The 22,173-nt window shown below is 36.9% G+C and carries 16 protein-coding genes; 9 read left to right on the top strand and 7 right to left on the bottom strand.

Annotation, left to right across the window (positions count from 1 at the left end):
- Window positions 1-222: 222 nt before the first annotated feature.
- Entirely contained in the window at window positions 223-813 is a 591-nt protein-coding gene (locus VB248_RS12335; RefSeq protein WP_323297090.1) for an RNA polymerase sigma factor, read from the bottom strand.
- Between the two features lie 295 nt (window positions 814-1,108).
- Here VB248_RS12335 and VB248_RS12330 point away from each other — a divergent pair, with 295 nt between their 5' ends.
- From VB248_RS12330 to VB248_RS12290, 9 genes are all read left to right on the top strand, one after another.
- Window positions 1,109-2,152 carry a FecR family protein gene (locus VB248_RS12330; protein WP_323297089.1) on the top strand — a complete coding sequence of 348 codons (1,044 nt, stop codon included), beginning with the start codon at window positions 1,109-1,111 and terminating at the stop codon, window positions 2,150-2,152.
- Window positions 2,153-2,527: 375 nt separating this feature from the next.
- A complete protein-coding gene (locus VB248_RS12325; protein ID WP_323297088.1) occupies window positions 2,528-5,887 on the top strand; it encodes a SusC/RagA family TonB-linked outer membrane protein in 3,360 nt (1,119 codons plus the stop codon).
- Between the two features lie 27 nt (window positions 5,888-5,914).
- Window positions 5,915-7,459: a RagB/SusD family nutrient uptake outer membrane protein gene (locus VB248_RS12320; RefSeq protein ID WP_323297087.1), complete on the top strand. Its 1,545-nt coding sequence runs from the start codon at window positions 5,915-5,917 to the stop codon at window positions 7,457-7,459.
- Between the two features lie 106 nt (window positions 7,460-7,565).
- Entirely contained in the window at window positions 7,566-9,035 is a 1,470-nt protein-coding gene (locus tag VB248_RS12315; RefSeq protein WP_323297086.1) for an arabinan endo-1,5-alpha-L-arabinosidase, read from the top strand.
- A 124-nt stretch (window positions 9,036-9,159) separates the two neighbouring features.
- Window positions 9,160-10,128, top strand: coding sequence for a glycoside hydrolase family 43 protein (locus VB248_RS12310; RefSeq protein ID WP_323297085.1), 969 nt, complete (start codon window positions 9,160-9,162; stop codon window positions 10,126-10,128).
- 342 nt (window positions 10,129-10,470) lie between these two features.
- Window positions 10,471-12,459: an alpha-L-arabinofuranosidase C-terminal domain-containing protein gene (locus VB248_RS12305; protein ID WP_323297084.1), complete on the top strand. Its 1,989-nt coding sequence runs from the start codon at window positions 10,471-10,473 to the stop codon at window positions 12,457-12,459.
- A 206-nt stretch (window positions 12,460-12,665) separates the two neighbouring features.
- A complete protein-coding gene (locus VB248_RS12300) occupies window positions 12,666-14,582 on the top strand; it encodes a glycoside hydrolase family 97 protein (protein ID WP_323297083.1) in 1,917 nt (638 codons plus the stop codon).
- 75 nt (window positions 14,583-14,657) lie between these two features.
- Window positions 14,658-16,343 (top strand): GH39 family glycosyl hydrolase, encoded by a 1,686-nt coding sequence (locus tag VB248_RS12295; RefSeq protein ID WP_323297082.1) that lies wholly within the window; start codon window positions 14,658-14,660, stop codon window positions 16,341-16,343.
- An 11-nt stretch (window positions 16,344-16,354) separates the two neighbouring features.
- On the top strand, window positions 16,355-17,323 hold the full coding sequence (locus VB248_RS12290; RefSeq protein ID WP_323297081.1) for an arabinan endo-1,5-alpha-L-arabinosidase: 969 nt from the start codon (window positions 16,355-16,357) through the stop codon (window positions 17,321-17,323).
- Here VB248_RS12290 and VB248_RS12285 read toward each other — a convergent pair.
- The 6 genes from VB248_RS12285 to VB248_RS12260 all read right to left on the bottom strand — a co-directional run bounded on the left by VB248_RS12285 (window position 17,310) and on the right by VB248_RS12260 (window position 22,103).
- On the bottom strand, window positions 17,310-17,636 hold the full coding sequence (locus VB248_RS12285; RefSeq protein ID WP_323297080.1) for a helix-turn-helix domain-containing protein: 327 nt from the start codon (window positions 17,634-17,636) through the stop codon (window positions 17,310-17,312). The two genes, VB248_RS12290 and VB248_RS12285, sit on opposite strands and share 14 nt — an antisense overlap.
- A gap of 7 nt (window positions 17,637-17,643) precedes the next feature.
- Window positions 17,644-17,964: a hypothetical protein gene (locus tag VB248_RS12280; RefSeq protein ID WP_323297079.1), complete on the bottom strand. Its 321-nt coding sequence runs from the start codon at window positions 17,962-17,964 to the stop codon at window positions 17,644-17,646.
- A gap of 215 nt (window positions 17,965-18,179) precedes the next feature.
- Window positions 18,180-18,581: a c-type cytochrome gene (locus VB248_RS12275; protein ID WP_323297078.1), complete on the bottom strand. Its 402-nt coding sequence runs from the start codon at window positions 18,579-18,581 to the stop codon at window positions 18,180-18,182.
- 123 nt (window positions 18,582-18,704) lie between these two features.
- The gene (locus VB248_RS12270) at window positions 18,705-19,877 is read right to left on the bottom strand and encodes a PQQ-dependent sugar dehydrogenase (RefSeq protein WP_323297077.1); all 1,173 of its coding nucleotides are present in this window, start codon (window positions 19,875-19,877) and stop codon (window positions 18,705-18,707) included.
- Window positions 19,878-20,064: 187 nt separating this feature from the next.
- On the bottom strand, window positions 20,065-20,847 hold the full coding sequence (locus tag VB248_RS12265; RefSeq protein WP_323297076.1) for a hypothetical protein: 783 nt from the start codon (window positions 20,845-20,847) through the stop codon (window positions 20,065-20,067).
- Between the two features lie 245 nt (window positions 20,848-21,092).
- A complete protein-coding gene (locus VB248_RS12260) occupies window positions 21,093-22,103 on the bottom strand; it encodes a fatty acid desaturase (protein ID WP_323297075.1) in 1,011 nt (336 codons plus the stop codon).
- Between the last annotated feature and the right edge of the window lie 70 nt (window positions 22,104-22,173).

The raw sequence follows: 22,173 nt of genomic DNA, 5'->3' as shown, positions 1-22,173 counted from the left end.
ATTATATCTTTGCTGAGTACGTAGTACATAAAAAGGTTGCTTTGGTATGGTTCGCAAAACAAATATCAGCAACCTTTTTTATTTTTAAGCAATACTGTCAAAAAAGTCAAGATGACTTCGATATAAAATATTTTTAAAACTTTAGTAATCGAGCAAAATTATTTAAAAAAAAAATTAAACTACTGAAAATCAGAACACTAATTCACAATTTTGTATTAGTACTTAACCAACCAATGGATATTCCCAAGGATAGGAATATTTTTCACCTCTGTTAAAAATCTGCTGTAAAGAATCTAAAGCTCTGTAAATTAAAGCTCTTGCCGATTTTACTTTTGTCATTTCCATTATTTTGGCGATTTCCTCATAACTCACATCTTCATAGAAATACAATAAAATGGCTTCTCGCTGTTTGGCTGGTAGTTTTTCAAAGGCTTCCTTCAACATTTCGCCCGATTGGTTCAGATTGAGGTCTCTGAGTATGTCGGAATCACAGGCAAAATCTATTTGGAAATCGCCTCCAAAATCTTGTAGCGACTGAAATTTATCTTCATGCTTTACTTTCCGTACCAATTTGTTACGAATACTTGCCAATAAATAAAACTTAATAGAAGTTGTTGTCCCTAATCGTTCTCTATTTTGAATTAGTTCACAAAATAATTCTTGCACAGAATCCCTCACCAAATCATCATTACGGGTAAACTGACGACCATAATTATACAATACATTTACGTATTGAAGATATATCGTTTCAAAAGCGGTATCGCTACCTTTCAAAAACTCATCCCAAAGTTGGCTGTCAGAAACTGTTTTCATGTAAATAAATCTTCGTTGAGCTACCTTAAACTTGTGTCATTTTGACACAATTACACACAAAGATAATAAATAATTTATAAAAGCAACAAATTGTATAAAAAAAATAAAAACTTTTACTTTTCAGTGTGAAAAGGATTTTTATCACAGTAATTCTGGAAATAATTAAAAATATTTCGACGCACAAGTGCCTTATTTTCAATAAATTATTCTATTTAATCCAAAAAAATTCATTTTTTTTCAAAAAAACTATGGTCATGTCCATCGCTTTTGTCTTTATGAATTGAAACCCTGTATTATGTACACTAACATTGACCGCATAAAAGATTTACTCGACAACCCAAGCTTTATGGATTGGGTGAAGAAACCTAATGCCCTTTTGGATGAACATTGGCAAGATTGGCTCATTCAAAACCCAGATAGAAAAGATGATTTAGATTTAGCTCGAAAATTTGTTTTGGCGATTCGATATAAACAAGAGTATGAATTGAATGAACAAGATAAAGACGAGCTTTTCAAGAAAATCAAATTGGTAAAACAACAAAAGGATTATTCGGATAAGTACCCGATTAGAATACTTTTCAAAAAATATGCTTTTGCAGGTTTTACGATGGCGGCATCGGTCAGTTTATTTGTTTTAGGGAGTTTCTATTTGACAGAAGACACACATAAACCAGAACCTTTTAGTGTAGTCAAAAAAGATAATATAGTAGAAGTGGCGACTTCTTATACAGGGCAACGCACTAAAATTATTTTACCCGACGGCAGTATTGTTCACTTGAATGCAGGAAGTAGTCTTTCGTATCCAAAACAATTTAGCAAAGCACAAAGGGTAGTTACTTTAGTAGGTGAAGGTTTTTTTGAAGTAGTGAAAAATCCGAAACAGCCTTTTATAGTAGAAACAGGAAAAGTACAAACAAGGGTTTTGGGTACTTCTTTCAATGTAAGAGCTTACGCTTCTGAAAAAGTTGTACAAGTAGCTGTAGTGACAGGGAAAGTAAAAATGCAAGAAAAAGCTACGGGCAAGGCGGAGTTCTTGACACCAAATGAAATGGGCGTTTTGGAACAAGGCACAATGATTCATAAAACACAAGTGGATGTAGAAAAAACCGCAGGCTGGCGACAAGGTTTGTTGGTATTTGATAAGGATGAATTTAGCGATGTTTTTGCCAAGTTAGAAATTTGGTATGGCGTAAAAATCATCAAAATGCCAACGGTGGAATTGAAAGGAAGATACAGCGGCGAGTTTCAGCAAGAGAGTCTTGAAAATGTGATGCAAGGAATAGCCTTTACGTCCGGCTTTGAATATGAGATTGTTGGGAAGACGATTTTTATACATTGATAGCTTTTAGCTTTGAGCTGTGAGTTATGAGCTGTGAGTTTTTAGAAATTAATCGCAAAATCACTCATTCACTAATTCACAATTCAATAACTCACTCATTCACCAATTCACTAAATAAACATTAACCACAAATACATTTCCATTTTTTTCTTCTAACAAATATCCTTTAACATTCATGAAAAGTAAATCAGTTTTTAATACAAGTTAGGGGGAGAATTGTATTGTGGCTGCAAAGGTTGTTTTTCCTCCCACAGAAAAGAACTTTTACAACCACAAAAACAATTAAAATAAACCCTATAATGACTCTATCCAAAAAATTGGCGTTTGGCGGATAAACTTATAAAGTTTTAGTATTTAAAATACAATAACAAATTTATGAAAATTCATTTACTACCAACTATCCGATGTTCAAAATATATCTTGGCGGTGATTACATTGCTTGTTTTGAACGTAATTGGCACACTTCATGCACAGGCCAATAATCTTGATGAAATTCGTATTACCCTTCGAGTTGAAAAGATGAATATCCTAAAAGTTTTCAAAGAAATTGAAAAGAAAACTCAATACAAATTTACTTATAATGATGCTTATCTGAACGACCAAGCAAAAGTAAGCTTGAATTTGGAGAATCGTCCTTTGACTGAGGTTTTGGCTTTTTTATCGAAAGAAGTAAACTTAGAATTCAAACAAATTAAAAACCATATTCACGTCATTGCAGCAAACGACAATAAGAAAGTCAGTTTCCTGTCTTCAGGGTCAATCGAGTCAATCAAAGTAGCAGCTTTTCCAGTAAAAGGCAAAGTAAGCAGTACCGAGAATGGCGAAGGAATTCCAGGCGCAAGCGTACTCATTAAAGGTACAAACCGTGGTACGGTAACAAACGCTTTAGGAGAATTCACGATTGAGGTAGAAGATGAATCAACAGTATTGGTATTTAGCTCAATTGGTTATGTTGCTAAAGAAGTAGCCGTTTCTGGTCGTAAATTACTTAATGTTTCCTTGGCTTCGGATGTAAAAGCTTTAGACGAAGTTGTAGTAGTTGGTTATGGTACGCAAAAAGCCAAAGACTTAACGGGTTCGGTAGGTTTAGTAAAAGTGGACGATGCTAAAAAAACTGCTTCTTATGACGTAGCAAAACTTTTACAAGGACAAGTAGCAGGTGTAACCGTACAAAGTTCTGGCGAGCCGGGCGGTTTTGTCAATATCAAAATTCGTGGAATTGGTTCATTAACCAACAACAATCCATTGTTTGTAATCGACGGTGTATTAGTGGATAATCCATTCGATTTTTCACCGAATGACATCGAATCAATTTCTGTATTAAAAGACGCTTCGGCAGGTGCTATTTATGGTTCAAGAGGGATGAATGGCGTTGTGATTATCACAACTAAAAAAGGAAAATCTGGTCCATTAAAAGTAGATTATAGCGGCTATGCGGGAGCTCAGAATATTGCTAAAAAAATATCATTGATGGACAGAGTGGGTTATCAGAACGTGGTAAGTGCGGCAGAATTGAATGCAGGTTTGAGCATTGCACCAGCCAACGACCCAAGTAACCCAGCATACATCAGTAATGTAAATACAGACTGGCAAAAAGAAGGTTTGAAGACTGGTTACATTCAAGACCATAACTTGAGTCTATCGGGAGGTTCGGAAACTGTAAAGGCAAGTGCTTCATTGGGTTTCTTCAATAATAGCTCAACCGTAACTGGGCCACAGAACTACAAACGTTATACTTTCAACGGAAATATTTCTGGTAAAAAAGGGATTTTCTCTTTCGGTGCAAAGATTGGTTATACCAATTCAGAAAAAATTGGAGCAGAAAATACTCGTGAACACGCTGTATTTGGTGGTGCTGTAACAAGTTTATTAACGGCTATTCCAACGATGTCTATCTATGACCCAAATCGTTTAGGCGGTTTTGGTGGTGCTGATAAAAACACACAGAGAGCTATTACGTTGAACGTAATCGGGATGAACGCTTTATTGCGTGGTACTGACACTCGTAACAGATTTTTAGGTTCAGTTTTTGGTGAAATTGAATTTATCAAAAATTTGAAGTATAAATTACAATTAAGTGCCGACCGTACCGATTCAAGATATTTATTCTTTGAACCAAAGTATGATTTAGGTTTCTATTATTTAACGCCAAACGCATACTTGTACGAAAAAAGAGAAAACAACCTGACGACTTTAGCAGAAAACACTTTGAACTATACCAAAGAGTTGGGCAAACATAAAATTGAAGCTTTGGCAGGTTATACTTATCAAAAAGGAGCTTATTCAAGAACAGAAGCAAGTGCAAAAGGTTTGATTGAACCTTATGTATTGAACATGAACACTGCCGTTAATACAGCCAACGGTAAAAACGTAACAGGTTGGGATGCAAACGCCGCATTGACTTCTATCTTGGGTCGTTTCAGTTATAACTATGCCGACAGATATTTATTAACAGTAAATTATCGTCGTGATGGTTCTTCAAAATTCATTGCTTCAAACAGATACGGAAATTTTGCTTCGGTAGGTGCTGCTTGGAACGTTCATAATGACATTCAATTACCAGAATTCATCAGTACTCTTAAATTAAGAGGTGGTTATGGCGAATTGGGTAATCAGAACGTGGGAGACTATTTGACAGATACTTATATCAACACAAACGCTGGTTATGTATTCGGTGGCGTATTGGCTTCTGGTGCTACTCGTACTCAAGTAGTTGACCCTTCAATCAGATGGGAAAGCAAAAGAACTACCAACGCAGCGGTTGAATTAGGTTTATTAAAAGACCGTATTTCGCTTTCAGTTGAATACTTCGATAACCGTTCTTTCGATGTATTGGCAAATATTCCAATTCCTACTTCTGTGGGTGCTACCAACGGAACAATTTTGACCAATGCCGCATCTTTGAAAAACTCAGGTATCGAAATCGCAGCTTCGTATCGTGAACAAACTGGCGACTTTAAATACGCTGTTTCAGCCAACTTCCATACGCTTTCAAACAAAGTATTAGCCTTGGGCGGAACGAACAACCCAATTTATGGTGCGGCAAGTAAAACAGAAGTAGGACAGCCTGTAGGGCAAATATTTGGTTACATCTCAGAAGGTATTTTCCAAAATGCTGATGATTTGAAAAACCACGCAACACAAACCAATGCAGCACCGGGCGATATTAAATTCAAAGATTTGAACGGCGACGGTGTGATTACTTCTGCTGACCGTACTTATTTAGGTAATGCGATTCCTACTTTCTACTTCGGTTTAAATCTAAGTGCTTCTTACAAAAACTTTGATTTCTCTGCCTTCTTCCAAGGAAGCGGTGGCAACAAAATCTACAACGGTATGTACCGTGACTTGATGGGCTTACAATACAGTAATGGTTCAACAGATGCCTTGAACTACTGGACACCAACAAACACAAATACAAATGTGCCAAGACCAATCATCGGCGACCCGAACTCGAACGGTAGAGATTCAGACAGATTCGTTGAAAATGGTACTTATGCAAGATTACAAAACGCTCAAGTAGGTTATACTTTACCAACAGCATTGGTAAATAAATTAAAAGTGAGCAAAGTAAGAGTTTACATTTCTGGACAAAACGTATTCCTTCTCTCAGGTTTCAAAGGTTTCGACCCCGACTTTATGGGCGAAAGCGATGGACTGTTCAGCAGAGGTTATTACAATGGTTCATATCCAAATCCAAGAGCCGTAATGATGGGCTTGCAAGTAGGTTTCTAAGTTTATCACTCAAACGAAATTATTACAATGAACATATTTAATAAAAAAATTATCGTAGCCATATCAGCAACATTGCTGCTTAGTACTTCTTGCGAAGACAACCTCGACCAAGTAAACCCGAATGCTCAGACCTCTTCTACTTTCTGGAAAAGTGAAGAAGATGCTTTGAAAGGTATCAATGCAGTGTATTTGAGTTTGGCAATTGATGGAAGCTATATGCGTTCAACGCCTTTGTTGTTAGACAACCGTGGCGATGACGCTATGAGTAACAGTCCTTGGGACCAAATGTATAATTCAGGCAAATTTGCCATGAATGCAGGTAACTGGGCTATTTATGGTTGGGCATTTGGTGCATATTATGAAGGTATTTCAAAAGCCAATCAAGTGTTGGACTACGTACCAAGTATTTCGATGGATGCCAACCTTAAAAAACGCATTTTGGGCGAAGCTTACTTCTTGCGTGGTTTGTACTTCTATCACTTGGTAAATATGTTTGGCAACGTAATGTTACCGACAAATTCAGTACAATCAACAAAAGATTTCTTCGTAAAACAATCAACTGAAGCCGAAGGATGGGCTCAAGTAATGGACGATTTGAAGAAAGCCGCTGAAATGTTGCCAAATTCTTATACTGGTGCAGACCTTGGTCGTGCTACAAAAGGAGCAGCGATTGGCTATTTGGGTAAGGCTCTTTTGATGAACCATAAATACGCAGAAGCAGCGGTACAGTTCAAAACGATTATTGATTCTGGTATTTACGATTTAGTACCTAATTATCGTGACAACTTTACAGAAGCAAACGAAAACAATAAAGAATCAATCTTTGAAGTACAATTCGACCGTTCGGCTGGTGGCACAGACTTGAACTGGGGCGGTGAACCTATCGCTTCTTGGGGTAGAGTATCAGCAAGAGCGATTACTTATGGAGCAAATGGCTTGGGCTGGACAGACGTTCAACCAACTCGTTCGGTATTCAATGATTACTTGCTTGAAAAAACAGTTGATGGCAAAGATGACCCACGTCTTGAAGCTACCATGTTTTACAACAAACCGGGTTTGATGGTTTATGGAAAAGAATTCTCGGTAAGATATGCTGGAAATGCTGGAGCGTTAAATTCATTGTACTGCCGTAAGTATGCTAATGATGATACCAAACCAGATGAATTTGACTGGCGTTCGGGTATCAACGAAAGATTGATGCGTTATGCAGATGTATTGATGATGTATGCTGAATGTTTGAACGAAACAGGACAAACGGCTGCCGCTTATCCATACATTCAGAAAGTAAGAAGTCGTGTAGGTTTACCAAACTTAGCTACCGTAAAACCAAACATGACACAAGCCCAGATGCGTGAACAAATCGGACATGAACGTTTATTAGAATTCTGTTTGGAAGGACACCGTTTTGATGACATCCGTCGTTGGGGTTGGTTGAACGACCCAGCAAAATTAGCTTGGTTGAAATCAAGAGACCCAGAATTTAATACTTATAAGCCAGGTCGTGAGTTTTATCCAATTCCTCAAAACGAAATCGACAATAACCCCGGTGTTAAACAAAACTTGAGTTATTAATTCTTTGCATAAATGAGTGGTTTAATGAAGAGTATTTTACATTTCATTAAACCACTTTTTCAATAACAAGTAAAACTTATCATTCACATTTCATCACTCTTAACTTATGTCTTTTCTTCCAAAAGCTTTTTGTCTAAGTTTTACTTCACTCCTCTTATTAGCCTGCGGAGCTGACAAAGTAGAAAATACTGTACAACCTTTACCAACACCTACTACCAGTACTTTTGATATTAATTCGATAAAAGATAATTATGCCGACATCGCTGCGGCTTCTAACTATTTAAAATGGGGCTGTTACAATGTTCACGACCCTTCTATTTTAAAAGACGGCGATACTTATTATTGCTACAATACAGATGTGGCTTATGGCACAGACATTCGTCCGGGTATTCAGATCCGTTCTTCAAAAGATTTGATTGAATGGAAATTTTACGGCTGGGTTTTCGATGGTATTCCTTCAAAAGGTGCAGAATACATCAAACAAGCTGGCGGAACGCCCTTTAATAGTTTATGGGCCCCGTATATTATGAAAGTTGGAAGTGAATACCGTTTGTATTACTCGCTTTCATCAGCCAAACCTCGCCTCAGTGTGATTGGTTTAGCCACTTCCTCCTCTCCTACTGGCCCTTGGAAAGAACAAGGATTAACAGTAGTTTCAAAAGATGACAATACTGTACAAACCAATGCGATTGACCCTACTGTACTTGTTGACCAACAAGGTAAACACTGGATGTACTACGGCTCGGCTTGGGATGGAATCTATATATTACAGCTCGACCCTGCCACAGGTTTAGCCCTCAATCCGGGCGATAAAGGAAAAAGAATTGCCAATCGTGGTTTTACGAATGGTGCTTATAACGGAAATATCGAAGGTCCAGAAATCATTTATAACAAAGAACAAAAAAAGTATTACTTGTTCATTGCTTACGACTGGTTGGCAACAAAATACAATGTAAGAGTAGCCAAAGCAGATTCGCCACAAGGCCCATTTTATGACTTTAATGGCAAAGATGTAAACACCAACGAAGACCACGGCCCGATGATTATCGCTCCTTATCAGTTTAGTGGTCATGCTGGTTGGCAAGGAGTTTCTCACTGTGCTGTTTTTGAAAATAATGGACAGTTTTATATCAGCCATCAGGGTCGTCCGGGCAATGATATAAATTTTATGATTTTACATACTCGTAAACTTTACTGGACAAAAGACGGCTGGCCTGTGGCTTCCCCGCAGCGTTATGCAGGTGAGTTTACAACGGCTATCAAAACAGAAGATTTAGTGGGCGACTGGGAACAAATTACTTTAAATTATAGAATTGTACCGGGTTACGACAAAGAACAAAATCAAGCAGATTTTCAATATTCAGTACCTTTAAGCCTGAACGCCAACGGTGCTATTAATGGCGATGCCGCCAATAAATGGACTTACACCGCTCCGTGGTTGGAACTAAAATGGAGTAATGGAACAACTGACCAAGTATATGTGGACAGAGGTCATGACTGGGAAAATAAAAAGGAAACCATTCTTTTTACAGGTTTAAACAACCAAGGGACAAGTGTTTGGGGGAAGAAAAAATAAACCTTTTGTAATCAATAAAATAGTGATTGGTAAATAGTAATTGGTGATTAGCATTTCAAATCACTAATTATCAAACATTTACAAAAAATATCCAATAATTATATTCATTACTTAATTCAATACAATGAACCTTAAAAATTTAATCAAAGTACTTTTTTCAGTACAGTTTTTATGCTCAGTGGTAGCCAATGCCCAAGTGAAAACTTCTGGTAATCCTATTATAAAAGATAAATTCACCGCCGACCCTGCGGCAATGGTTGATAAAGGTGTAGTGTATTTATATACAGGACACGACGTAGCTCCCGAACGCCACCAAGGCTACGAAATGCACGAATGGCTTTGTTATTCTTCAAGCGATTTAGTGACATGGAAAGAACACCCAAGTCCATTGAATGTCAAAGATTTTACTTGGGCAAAAGACGACGCTTGGGCTTCGCAAGTAATCAAACGCAATAATAAATATTACTGGTACGTAGCCATCGAACACGCTACGATTCCCGGAAAAGCCATTGGTGTGGCGGTTTCTGATAGTCCGACGGGGCCTTTCAAAGACGCTCGTGGTTCGGCAATTATTACGAACGACATGACAACCGACACAAAAATCTGGTGGGACGACATCGACCCATCGGTATTTATTGATGACGACGGACAAGCTTATCTTTTTTGGGGAAATACCATTTGCTATTATGCCAAATTAAAAGCCAATATGACTGAACTCGACGGCCCAATTATGAAAGTAAACGTACCTACTAAATTTACCGAAGCACCGTGGGTGCATAAACGTAATGGTTGGTATTACTTATCGTATTCGATTGAGTTTCCAGAAAAAACGGTTTATGCCATGAGTAAAAATATCAACGGCCCGTGGCAGTACAAAGGTATTTTGAATGAATTGGCAGGAAACTGCAATACCAATCACCATGCAATTATTGATTTCAAAGGAAAATCTTACTTTATCTATCATAATGGTGCTTTAGTGCCAGATGCAGGTAGTTTTCACCGTTCGGTTTGTATTGATGATTTAAAATATAATCCAGACGGAACTATCAAAAGAGTAATTATGACTTCCGAAGGGGTGAAAGCAGCGAAATAAATAGGAGTTAAGTTGGATTTCGGATTTGTGATTTCGGCTTTCGGATTTATAAGATGATTTCTTTTAACGTATTCTAATTAAAAAAAAGGTTGTTTATCTAATTTCCGAAATCAGCAATCCCAAAACCAAAATAGCTTTAAAACTTTTGTACTAATTCACAATTATAAATAACAAAATACAATTTTAGAAATGCTTATAGCCTAACGCTTACAGCATAAAGCCTAAGACGAAAGAGCTTTATAAAAACGATTCCTTAATAAATAGTAAGTAGTTTTACTTTAAAAATTGCTTATCTAAGAAGACATAATTCAACCAACCAATTTATCAATTATTCAATTTCAGATGAATCTTAAACAACTCACAGTCTTTTCTTTGCTCGCTACGGCAATCGGATTACCAGCCCGAACGCATGCTCAAACACCAGTAATTAATATCAAAGCCACACAACCCGTTGCCGAAATCAAGCCAACGATGTGGGGAATCTTTTTTGAAGATATTAACATGGGAGCTGATGGCGGTATTTATGCAGAATTAGTTAAAAACCGCTCTTTTGAATTTCAAAAGCCATTAATGGGTTGGAAAGTTGAAAGAAAAAAGGAGAACGAAGGCGACATTGTGGTACAAAACCGCCAAGGAAATACTGCCAATCCAAGATTTATTAGCGTAAAATTAAGCAATACTTCAAAAGGAGATTTAGGACTTACCAACGAGGGTTTCAAAGGCATGGGAATCAAAAAAGGTTTGAGATATGATTTTTCAGTACTTTATCGTCATAGAAGCGGTGCTGTAAAACTACATCTTGAATTACTGGATGCCAAAGGAAGTATCATTGGAAGTACAACACTTACCCCTGCCAATAGTCTTCAAGAATGGAAAAAAGAGGCAATCAGTTTCAATGCTACCGAAACAGAAGCGAAAGCCAAATTTAGAATTTGGTTTGAAGGTAACGGAGAATTTGACCTTGACATGATTTCATTGTTTCCAGAAGATACTTGGAAAAAAAGACCGGGTGGAATGCGTGCTGATATGATTCAATTATTAGCCGATATGAAACCGGGATTTATTCGTTTTCCGGGCGGATGTATTGTAGAAGGTATTGATTTGGCTAACCGTTATCAATGGAAAAAAACACTTGGGCCAATCGAAGAACGTCAATTGATTATCAACCGTTGGAATGTAGAGTTTGCTCATCGTCCTTCACCAGATTATTTCCAAACTTTTGGCTTGGGTTTCTTTGAGTACTTCCAATTGGCAGAAGACATCGGTGCTGAACCTCTTCCAATTTTAAACTGTGGAATGGCTTGTCAGTTCAATACTGCCGAAGTTGTGCCAGTGAGCGAGTTAGAGCCATATATCCAAGATGCTTTAGATTTGATTGAATTTGCCAATGGAGATGTAAATTCTAAATGGGGAAAAATACGTGCAGAAATGGGTCATCCTGCTCCATTCAATTTAAAAATGATGGGTGTTGGAAACGAAAACTGGGGGCCTCAGTATGTTGAAAGATTAAAAGTTTTCACAAAAGCTATCAAAGCAAAATATCCTAATATTAAATTAGTAAACAGCTCAGGTACTGACCCAGAAGGCGACAGATTCAATTATTTAAACACTGAGTTGCGTAGTATGAACGCCGATATTATCGACGAACATTATTACCGTACTCCCGATTGGTTCTTGAAAAATGCGGCTCGTTATGATACTTACGACCGTAAAGGCTCTAAAATTTTTGCAGGTGAGTACGCTGCACAAAGCGATAGAACAGTAAGTGTAAACAACCGTAATAACTGGAAATGTGCTTTATCAGAAGCGGCATTTATGACGGGTTTAGAACGCAACGCCGAAGTAGTACAAATGGCTTCGTATGCTCCTTTGTTTGCTCATGCAGAAGGCTGGCAGTGGACACCAGATTTAATTTGGGTTGATAACCTTCGTTCTTACGGAACGCCAAATTATCATGTACAAAAATTGTATTCTACCAATAAAGGTACGCACGTGCTGAACACCACTCAAAACGGGACAGCTCTTACTGGTCAAGATGATTTATTTGCTTCTGGTATTTTAGACAAAGCTACCAACGAAGTAATCTTGAAAGTAGCTAACGTTTCAGACAAAGCTCAAGTACGTGAAGTGAATTTAGAAGGTATCAAGAAATTTGATACAAAAGCTAAATTAACCGTGTTGAAAAACGACAACCTTGATGCTGCCAATACTTTTGAAAATGCAACCAATGTGAGTCCAGTTGAAGAAACGATTACCCTAAATCCAAAGAAAAAAATCTCTTTGACTTTAGCACCTAATTCATTTACTGTACTAAGAGTAAAATTGCTGTAAGCAAAGCACTCTTTGGAACGTCTTATCAGATTAATTTTTACCAAGATTAATCTGATAAGACGTTTTTATGTGAATGATGAAATTTTTCACCTTGTGATTTACACAATTCGACAAGGGAAAAATTAACCTCATATTACAGTAATGTTAAATTAACTCGCTATTCAACCTTTACAATTTATCAATAATTATTCCCAATTTTATTTACCATGAACCTAAAATCATTATCCTCCATTATTTTTTTATTACTTGCTTTCAGTTCTTTTTCGCAGAAAGTTTTCAGTCCCAACCGACAAATTGTCGTAGATTTTTCTGTCAAAAATCAGCAAGCCAATTACGCTGTTAGCTTTCAAGGCAAAACGGTTTTGGCTTCTTCCAGTTTAGGACTTATCCGTGAAGATGGCGATTTCAGCAAAGGACTTTCGCTATTGAGTACTACAAAACCCATTTTGGTAAAAGACCAGTATAGCATTAAAACCACGAAGAAAAGTAATATCACCTATACAGCCAACCGTCAGGTTTTTAAATTAAAAAATGCCGAAGGGAAAAAAATAGACATTATTTTTCAAGTCTCAAACGATGGCGTTGCTTTCAGATACTTCTTTCCCGAAAATTCAACAGATATTAAAAAAATCAGCGAAGAAATTACTTCTTTCAAATTTCCAGAAGCCACCAAAGCTTGGCTTCAACCAATGAGTGATGCCCAAACTGGTTGGGAACATTGCCATCCTTCGTATGAAGAATTTTATCAGAAAGATATTTTAGCAGGTATTATTTCGCCAATCAAAGCGGGCTGGGTATATCCTGCCCTTTTTCAGAGTAACGGCACTTGGGTTTTATTAACCGAGGCAGGCTTAGACGGTACTTATTGTGCTACTCGCCTCAGAGCCGAATCGCCTAATAATGAGTATAAAATTGGTTTTCCGCAAGCACCAGAAATATTTACAGGTGGCGAACTTAATCCTCAGTCAACTTTACCTTGGCTTTCGCCGTGGAGAGTCATTACAGTCGGTTCGTTAAAAACTATTACTGAATCTACTTTGGGTACAGATTTAGCCCTACCTGCGGTGAAAATGGATACTTCTTTTGTCCAAACAGGAAAATCTTCTTGGAGCTGGATTATGAAAAAAGATGATTCTGTCAATTTTGATACGACCAAAGATTATATAGATTTCGCTGCAAAAATGCACTGGGAGTATTGCTTAATTGATGCTGATTGGGACACCAGAATTGGCTACGAAAAAACAAAATGGTTGGCTGATTACGCTAAAACCAAAAATGTAAAATTATTACTTTGGTACAACTCAGCAGGCGATTGGAATACCGTAAAGTATCATCCAAAAGGCTTGTTGCTAACCCACGAAGGAAGAGTAAAAGAATTTAACAAAATCCGAGAAATGGGTATTGCTGGCGTAAAAATTGATTTCTTCGGTGGCGATGGACAGTCGATGATTAAGTATTACTTGAATATTTTGGAAGATGCTGCCAAAGCAAAACTTTTAGTGAATTTTCACGGAGCAACTTTACCGAGAGGTTGGCACAGAACTTATCCAAATCTGATGTCAGCCGAAGCTGTAAAAGGCTTTGAAATGGTAACATTCGACCAAGGAGCTGCCGACGAGCAACCTGCACATTGTGCCACTTTGCCTTTTACTCGTAATGCTTTCGACCCGATGGATTTCACGCCGATGAATTTGTACAAAGTTCCAAACATTCAAAGACGCACAACTTCGGCTTTTGAATTAGCCTTATCGGTTGTTTTTATCTCTGGTATTCAACATTTTGCAGAAGAACCAGAAGGCATGGCTCATGTACCTGCTTTTGCACAGCAATATTTACAAACACTACCAAGTACTTGGGATGAAACCCGTTTTATTGATGGTTTTCCGGGAAAACTTTTTGTCGTTGCCCGCAAATCAGGAAATAAATGGTACGTGGCTGGTATCAATGGCGAAGGAATTGCCAAAGATTTGAACCTTGATTTATCTTTCTTGAAAAACAAAAAAGGTCAATTAATGTCCGATGATGAGCAAACTCTTTTGAAAGAAACCCCGCTAAAGATTTCAAGAAATCTAACAAAAATTACTGTAAAACCCAACGGAGGCTTTGTAGCAGTTTTTGAATAAAATATTTTGTACTTGGAAAGAAATTCTTTCCAAGTACTACCCTTTTTCACTTCTAATATTCCTCAAACATTTAACATGAAAAGAAAATTATTATTTGCCTACCTCCTCTCTTGTTTCACTTTTTCGGTTTTTAGTCAACAAGAAAAAACCATTATTCAAGCCGATTTAAGTCAAAAAATCGGGAAAATGACTCCAATTTGGGCTTGGTTTGGCTACGATGAACCCAATTATACTTACATGAAAGATGGCAAGAAACTGCTTTCTGAATTGTCGGCTTTGAGTCCTGTACCCGTAAATGTACGAGTACACAGTTTGCTTGTAACAGGCGATGGTACTGCGGCGTTAAAATGGGGTTCAACCAATGCTTATACTGAAGATGCCAATGGAAATCCTGTGTATGATTGGACTATTGTTGATAAGATTTTTGATACTTTTCTTGAACGAGGCATGAAACCCATTGCCCAAATTGGCTTTATGCCAGAAGCTCTATCAAGCCACCCAAACCCATATCGTCATCATTGGAAACCGGGGGATAATTATAATGATATTTACACTGGTTGGGCTTATCCACCAAAAGATTATCATAAATGGGCGGAACTTGTCTATCAATGGGTGAAGCATTCTGTGGCAAAGTATGGACAAAAAGAAGTAGAAACTTGGTACTGGGAACTCTGGAATGAACCCAACATAGGTTATTGGAAAGGTACAACCGAAGAATACATCAAGCTGTACGACTACACAGCAGATGCTGTAAAACGTGCTTTGCCAAGTGCCAAAATCGGAGGACCAGAAGTAACAGGCCCATCTTGGGATAAATCAGCTACTTTCTTAAAGACTTTTTTAGACCATGTAACTCAAGGGAAAAATTTTGCCACAGGTAAAATAGGTTCTCCCATAGATTTCATTACCTATCATGCCAAAGGCGCACCTAAGATTGTGAACGGACACGTACAAATGAACATGGGTACACAGCTCAGAGACCTTGATAAAGGCTTTGAAATTGTGGCATCATACCCAAGTTTAAATAAACTTCCAGTCATTATCGGTGAGTCAGACCCCGAAGGTTGTGCTGCTTGTGGCATGGCAACTAATCCTGAAAACGCCTATCGTAATGGTACGATGTACTCAAGTTATACGGCTGCTTCTTTTGCCAAAAAGTATGATTTAATGGATAAGTACAATGTAAATCTTATCGGGGCAGTGAGTTGGTCATTTGAGTTTGAAAACCAACCTTGGTTTTACGGTTTCCGTGATTTGGCAACCAATGGCGTTGATAAACCTGTGCTAAATGTTTTCAGAATGTTTGGCATGATGAGTGGCTCAAGAGTAAAGGTTTCTGGAAATCAAGCATATACTACCAAAATGGTCGTAGATTCAAGCGTGCGAAAAGCAAGTGCCGACATTAATGCTTTGGTAAGTACGGATAAAAAAACAGCGGCAGTAATGCTCTGGAATTATCACGACGACGACCTAAAAGCCAATGATGCTCCAGTAGAATTAACAATTAAAGCTATTCCAAGCAAAAAAGTAAAAGTTTCAGAATATAGAATTGATGCCGAACATAGCAATTCTTATGAAGTTTGGAAGAAAATGGGTTCGCCACAACAACCTACCGCAGAGCAAATCGCTACTTTAGAAAAAGCTGGTCAACTTGCCTTATTTACTCCATCCACTGAACAAAAAGTAAGTAATGGCACACTTACATTAAATTTCAACTTACCCCGACAAGCCGTTTCTTTCATCAAGCTTACTTGGGAATAATTTTTTATTGGATGATTATTCATAAACATATCAAGTATTTATTCATTTTACTTTTACTCCATTTGAGCCACAACCTTGTGGCTCAAATGGGTGAAATTGAATCTCATGACCCATCAACGATTCAAAAAGATGGTAATACCTATTGGATATTTTCAACAGGCAATGGCATCAAAGCTACTTATTCTTCTGATTTAGAAAATTGGAAAATTTCTGCCAAAACTGTATTCCAAAAAGATTCTTTTCCCAATTGGATTAAAGAGTATGTTCCTAAATTTCAAGGACATTTTTGGGCACCTGATTGTATTTTTATGAACGGAAAATATTATTTGTATTACTCTTGTTCATCTTTTGGAGCATCGCAATCTGCTATTGGCGTAGCAACCAACCAAACACTTGACCCCAATTCGCCCCAATACAAATGGACAGATTTAGGCTTGGTCGTTGCCTCAAAAGAAAGAAAAGATTTCAATGCCATAGACCCAAGTATTTTGAAAGACAAACAAGGAAAAATCTGGATGACTTATGGTTCATTTTTCGGTGGTATTGGTGCTGTGGAGTTGGATTCTGCTTCGGGTAAAATCAAATCGGGCGAAAGTATCAAAAAAGTAGCTGGTGGTAGAGAATCAGACTGGGAAGCTTCATGCTTGATCCAAGAAGGTGAATATTATTACCTTTTTGTAAATAATGGTTTATGTTGTAAAGGCTTAAACAGTACTTATTACATCGTTTGCGGACGTTCAAAAAATCCCTTAGGCCCATTTTTAGACCAAATTGGCAAAGATTTGAATGCAGGTGGCGGCACTATTATTCTAAGAACCGAAGGTAAATTTCAAGGGCCCGGTCATGTTGGTTTACTAAGAGAAAAAGGTAAAAATATGGTATCTATTCATTATTACGATGCCGACGACCAAGGCAAATCAAAAATCAATTTAGTAGAAATGATTTTCAAAAAAGGTTGGCCGTATTTTAGACGCAAGTAAAAATTAAATCATCCTGTTGAACAACCTCATGTTCCACAGATTTATCTGGGGAGGTATATTTCTCAACATTTTCATATTCAATAATTGGAACTTTACCAAATGCCAATGAAAGTTCAACCAACTTACTTAATTTATGGTCAAAGTTTCCATTCAAAATTTGGCTAATATAACCTTTTGAAACGCCCAATTCCTTAGCTAATTGAGTTTTGGTTATTTTTTTTTCAATACAATAATTTTCTATAAGTTGATATAAATCCATTTGGATTTTTGCAATCCAGTATTCTTTACTTTTCAATAATTCATCTCTTTCCATCCTAAATCTATTTTAAAGAATCTAAATATTGTTTTTTTAAAGACCTAAATTTATTAATATCATTTTTTTGATTGTTCTTATAACCTCCTAAAATAACTATCTTTCCATTTGGTTGATGAATTGCATAAATTCTTAAGTGTTTACTTTTGAATTCATATTCTTTTACTAACTCTTTGGCAGGCGTTATATCCTTGAACTTAGTTTGTGGCAATGTTCTGTTATTAGCCACAAAATCCATATATGCTAACAGCGTTTTAAATTCACTCCAATAAGTAGTATCCTTCAAATCATTTTCAAATTCATCCAGTTGCCCATTTCCATCAACCACTAATTGATTGAACTGTTGCTTTCCATTTATAGATTTTATATTTTTTAATACAAATTAAGGCATTTTATGTTTAGTTACAACTAAACTATTTAGTTGTTTAGTAAAATCTCACAAAAAATTAAACCCTAATTTAATTAAAAATTAATATCGTGAACAAATCTACTTTATAAAATTATACCGCTTTTATGATTACAAGTACTAATAAAAAAAGGGAATCATTTCTTGATTCCCTCTACTATTTTTGCATCAAATATTCTTTCTGATTTATTCCCCCAAGTATTTGAAATATAATTCATTACATCTGCAATTTCTTCATTTTCCAATCCCGATTCGGGCATCATTCCTTTGTACTTTACGCCGTTTACTTCTATGGCATCTTGTAAACCATACTTGATAGCCCTAATAGCTTTATCAGGCGTTTTTAACAAATAATCAGACCCTGCCAATGGTGGATTAAGCTTTGCTACTCCCTCTCCTTTTCCCATGTGACAAACGATGCAATTATTGAGATAAATCTCTTTACCACGAGCAATACTTTCGGCTAATTCATCCTCCTCATTATTTTGCCAAAATGGCGTTAGGAACAACATTGAGGCAATAATTAATAATGCTTTCATATAATTTTAGATTTGGGCTATCGGACTTCTGATTTCGGGTATCGGATGTCGGATTTTAAACTTTAGCAATTATATCAAAAGCTGATTACTGAAACCCGAAATCCGATAGCCGAAGTCCAAAATTTACTTCGCTGGGCTAACTTTTACAATTGTTCCTGAGCTTTCGATGGCAATATAAATATTTCCATCTGGGCCTTCTTTGATGTCTCTTACTCTACCGATATTTTCCAAGATAGTTTCTTGGCTTACTACTTTGTTGTTTTTAATTATACAACGTTTTAAATAATGAAACTTCAAAGAACCAACCAAAAGATTGCCTTTCCAGTTTGGAAATTTATTACTTGTTACAAAAGTCATTCCGCATGGAGCAATAGAAGGTCGGTAATAAATCACTGGTTGTTCCATTCCTTCACGAGCAGTATCAGGGCTGATGATAGAATTATCGTAACCGATTCCATAAGTAATAACTGGCCAACCGTAATTTGCTCCTTTTTTCAGAATATTTACTTCGTCTCCTCCTTGCGGGCCGTGTTCGTGTTCCCACAAATCGCCCGTCCAAGGATTTAACACAAAACCTTGTGGATTACGGTGTCCATAAGAAAAAATTTCAGGCTTAGCTTCAGCATTTCCAACATAAGGATTATCCTTTGGAACAGTTCCGTCATCGTGTAAACGTATTACTTTTCCTTGATAATTCGTAAGTTTTTGAGCCTCATCTTGTTGCCCTCTTTCACCAATCGTTAGATACAAAAAGCCAGCTTTATCAAAAGCAATTCTTCCACCGTAATGATGATTAGTACTTACGTTGGGACTTGCTTTGAAAATCACTTTTTGCTCCGTTAAAGTATTTCCAACCAATTTAGCACGCATCAAAGCCGTGTTTGAGCCTTTTCCTACTTCACCATCAGCGGCTGGTGAAGAGTAGGTAAAGTAAATCCAACCGTTTTGTTTGTACTTTGGATGGAGCATAATGTCAAATAATCCACCTTGTCCTTTAGAAAGAATAGCGGGAAGTCCTTTTATGGGTTCAGGGTTGAGTTTTCCTTGTTGAATAATTCGTAATTGACCCGTTCTTTCAGTTACAAGCATATCACCATTGGGTAGAAAAACCATTCCCCAAGGTACTTTTAAACCAGAAGCTACTGTATCAATTTTTAATGCCGTTGTTCCAATTTGGGTTGGAATATTGGGTTTAGGGTTTTCACTTGAACGACTTGAAATAAAAGACGATTCAAAAAATAAGCATAATCCAGCAGTGAAAGGAAGGATTAGACTACGCAAATTTGGTTGTTTCATTTTGTTTATAAATTAATAAAAAGCAAAAAAACACTTAGTGGATAATCGTGATAAGTTTCTGTTGAACAGACATTTTACTTTAAAATATTCACTTTAGCGTATTATTTTACTTTATTTCCTTTGCTGATGATAAAGTTAATGATAACACTTGGCGGACTGTACTGAATGCTATGGATGAATGCCAGCCTTATGCTTCTCCGTTCTTTTTAAAATTGGCATTCAATTTATCTGTAATGACTTTGATACGGAGTTCAGAACGTTTGATTTCGGCTCTGATGTTTTGTTTCTCTAATACTAATTTGTTAATCAGTTCGTCGTTTTTCTCAATTTTCTTGAGCGACTTCTTAATTTCATTCTGAATCTTTTGAATCTCAGAAAGTTCACGCTTCATTAAGCGTTCTTTGATAGAGTTGGTTCTTTTCTTGAGTTGATTATTTCGCTTTTTTGCTAAAAAATCTTCAGATGCGAAATAGGCTTTTTTCTCAGCGTTAATTTTCCCAATCCCTTCTCTTCGGGCTTTTAGTGTAATTTCGGGGTTTACTTCCAAACCTAAAGCTCTCATTTTTTTGTAAACAATTCCATACTTTAAATTCAAATGTTCACAAATCTCAGGTAAAGGTTTAGTGTAATGGTGTTCTTTCAGATAATTAATGGCCTCTTCTGTCCATTTCGTTACCCCTACTCTTCCAGATGGTACTCCTTTTCTGCTGGCTTGCCTCTCTTTTCTGAGTTCTTCTCCAACGGTTAGCTTAAATCTCTTCAATTGGCCTCTGACCGACTCCCAACTTCTTCCCAGTTGTTCAGAGAGTTGCCTTGTAGTTACTTTTTGGAAATTATCTTTCAAGTATTTAATTTCCTCTTCAGACCACTTGGTCGTAACTCTTTTCTCGGGTTCTGGTGCAACCTCGCTTCGCATCACCACTCCGTCCTTGACGTAGTTGATGATTCTTAGTTTCTTTTTCTTTGCCATTTGATGGTTCTTGCTGATGTCAATACATGAGTTTGTATTTTAGATATTTGTAACAAAAAATGTTTTGAGGATTCTCAAAACATTATAAAAACGTGTAGCAAAGGAACATTGTATAACAAACTTCGCACATTATTATTAAAAATGCAAGTATCGTTGTAGGCTTGTCCTGCTTTGGTATCAGCACAAAAAAAAGCCCTAAATTAGGGCTTTTCATATCGTTGGGTAATTATCGTGGTACAGACAGACTATTTTGCTATCTGTTCAGCTATCTGAATATCAGGGATTGACGTATCGTCTAAGCCTACACGTCCTCTTTCTTTTCTTACAATTCTTGAATACAGACCTACTTCTTGGCTGAATAAGAACGTAAAAAATAATTTTACAAATGAAGTATGATACTTCAGATTGTCGTAAAATTCTGGTGCTGCAGCCTTTAATTTTGGTAAATTATTCCAAGGTACAGAAGGCATATCGTGGTGTTCGTTGTGATAACCAACGTTCATGTTGATTAAATTCAAGCCACCGTAATAACTATATGTTTCTTGGTTTTTGTCTAAAACCAAATAATGTTCTTGAATCCATCTTGCTCCAAGTGGGTGTAAACCTACTGAAAACAAAAAGCTTGCTCCTAAATAACCTAATGCTGGCCATCCCCAGATGTATAAAATAACTACATCAAAAGCAATTTGAGCAATGATGTTCATCATCACCCAACGGTCGATGATTGCCAATTCCAAACAACGAAGAGTACGAATTACTTGGAAAAATGGGTACAACAACAACCAAATTACTTTTCCGATAAAGTAGTTGTTAATCAATTTAGCTTCCCATTTGTCTGGTAAATCAGCGTCTAATTCGTGTACACCTTGGAAAGCATGGTGCTTTAAGTGATAATTTTTAAACGAAATAGCAGTAGGCATCAACGAAGGAAAATTGGCAATAATACCTGCGTAAACATTCCAAGATGGTTTCTTAAAAATTAAATTGTGTGAAGCCTCATGAATACAGATAAATAAAGTATGTGATGGAAATGCACCAATACACCAAGCCGCCGCAAGAATGATATACCAAGCTTGGTCTTTTACAAGGTAAGTCATAACTATTTGAAGTGAAACGCAAGCCAAAATCCAGACCATCGTCATCGGATTTTTTGTAATTAGCTTTTTCACTTCAGGGTGAGCTTTCAGGATTTCTCTTGTACGCATGCGGTGTGGTTCAGTACCAGTCACATAAGTAAAGTCTTGTTGATACGCCATTGAGTTTTAATTTATTCGTTATTGTAAATAATTTGAATTTCTCTTGTAAAAATCCTACAAATATACTGCG

This window comes from Arcicella rigui (genome assembly GCF_034929435.1).
GTDB classification, from domain to species: Bacteria; Bacteroidota; Bacteroidia; order Cytophagales; family Spirosomataceae; genus Arcicella; species Arcicella rigui.
The sequence above is the reverse complement of the archived record's forward strand: the minus strand, read 5'-3'. Positions and strand labels throughout refer to the sequence as shown.

What these genes read in the sequence shown, in the direction of transcription:
- VB248_RS12335 (WP_323297090.1), bottom strand. Translation starts at nt 813, where the DNA reads ATGAAAACAGTTTCTGACAGCCAACTTTGGGATGAGTTTTTGAAAGGT.
- VB248_RS12330 (WP_323297089.1), top strand. Translation starts at nt 1,109, where the DNA reads ATGTACACTAACATTGACCGCATAAAAGATTTACTCGACAACCCAAGC.
- VB248_RS12325 (WP_323297088.1), top strand. Translation starts at nt 2,528, where the DNA reads ATGAAAATTCATTTACTACCAACTATCCGATGTTCAAAATATATCTTG.
- VB248_RS12320 (WP_323297087.1), top strand. Translation starts at nt 5,915, where the DNA reads ATGAACATATTTAATAAAAAAATTATCGTAGCCATATCAGCAACATTG.
- VB248_RS12315 (WP_323297086.1), top strand. Translation starts at nt 7,566, where the DNA reads ATGTCTTTTCTTCCAAAAGCTTTTTGTCTAAGTTTTACTTCACTCCTC.
- VB248_RS12310 (WP_323297085.1), top strand. Translation starts at nt 9,160, where the DNA reads ATGAACCTTAAAAATTTAATCAAAGTACTTTTTTCAGTACAGTTTTTA.
- VB248_RS12305 (WP_323297084.1), top strand. Translation starts at nt 10,471, where the DNA reads ATGAATCTTAAACAACTCACAGTCTTTTCTTTGCTCGCTACGGCAATC.
- VB248_RS12300 (WP_323297083.1), top strand. Translation starts at nt 12,666, where the DNA reads ATGAACCTAAAATCATTATCCTCCATTATTTTTTTATTACTTGCTTTC.
- VB248_RS12295 (WP_323297082.1), top strand. Translation starts at nt 14,658, where the DNA reads ATGAAAAGAAAATTATTATTTGCCTACCTCCTCTCTTGTTTCACTTTT.
- VB248_RS12290 (WP_323297081.1), top strand. Translation starts at nt 16,355, where the DNA reads ATGATTATTCATAAACATATCAAGTATTTATTCATTTTACTTTTACTC.
- VB248_RS12285 (WP_323297080.1), bottom strand. Translation starts at nt 17,636, where the DNA reads ATGGAAAGAGATGAATTATTGAAAAGTAAAGAATACTGGATTGCAAAA.
- VB248_RS12275 (WP_323297078.1), bottom strand. Translation starts at nt 18,581, where the DNA reads ATGAAAGCATTATTAATTATTGCCTCAATGTTGTTCCTAACGCCATTT.
- VB248_RS12270 (WP_323297077.1), bottom strand. Translation starts at nt 19,877, where the DNA reads ATGAAACAACCAAATTTGCGTAGTCTAATCCTTCCTTTCACTGCTGGA.
- VB248_RS12265 (WP_323297076.1), bottom strand. Translation starts at nt 20,847, where the DNA reads ATGGCAAAGAAAAAGAAACTAAGAATCATCAACTACGTCAAGGACGGA.
- VB248_RS12260 (WP_323297075.1), bottom strand. Translation starts at nt 22,103, where the DNA reads ATGGCGTATCAACAAGACTTTACTTATGTGACTGGTACTGAACCACAC.